The following is an 837-nucleotide window of genomic DNA, read 5'->3' on the forward strand; positions in this document are numbered from 1 at the left end:
GTTGGTGGCGGTGTGGAAGGCCGGGGGTGCGTATCTGCCGGTGGATCCGTCTTATCCGTCGGATCGGTTGGGGTTCGTGTTCGCTGACGCGGCGCCGGTGGTGGTGGTGACCGATCGGGTCACGGCCGGATCGTTGCCTGTGGTTGCGGTGGACATGGTGTGTGTCGATGATCCGGGAGTCTTCGCTGGTGTTGATGGTGCGGTTGTTGTGGCTGGTGGTGGGCGGTTGTGTCCGGGGAATTTGGCGTATGTGATCTATACCTCTGGTTCGACTGGTCGTCCTAAGGGGGTGGGGGTGACGCATCGGAATGTGGTTGCTTTGTTCGGGGGTACGGCGGGGTGGTGTGGTTTCGGGGTGGGGGATGTGTGGGCGTGGTGTCATTCGCCGGCGTTCGATTTCTCGGTGTGGGAGTTGTGGGGTGCGCTTGTGCATGGTGGTCGGGTTGTGGTGGTGGGGTGGGATGTTGTTCGGTCGCCGGTTGATTTGTGGGAGTTGGTGGTTGGTGAGGGGGTTACGGTGCTCAATCAGACGCCGTCGGCGTTTTATGCGTTGACGCAGGCGCGGGCGGTGTCGGGGGTGGCTGGTAGCGGTGCGTTGCGGTTGGTGATCTTCGGGGGTGAGGTGTTGGATCCGGCGCGGTTGGGTGATTGGTTGTCTGTCGGTCGGGGTGGTGGGCCGGAGTTGGTGAATATGTACGGGATCACCGAAACCACCGTGCATGTCACCAGATCGGTGTTGTCGGGTGGTCGCGATGGTTACACCTACAGCCCGATCGGTACCCCTTTGGGGAACATGCGGGTGTTCGTGCTGGATTCGTGGTTGCGGCCGGTGCCGGT

Annotated in this window: 1 protein-coding gene; it reads left to right on the forward strand. The window is 62.1% G+C overall.

Features of this window, described 5'->3' with window-relative positions; translation table 11 throughout:
- Positions 1-837 (forward strand): AMP-binding protein (locus ACX4ZE_RS22870; protein WP_480275527.1); only part of this gene is annotated, 837 nt, incomplete at both ends.

Source organism: Nocardia sp. TBRC8007 (assembly GCF_056629435.1).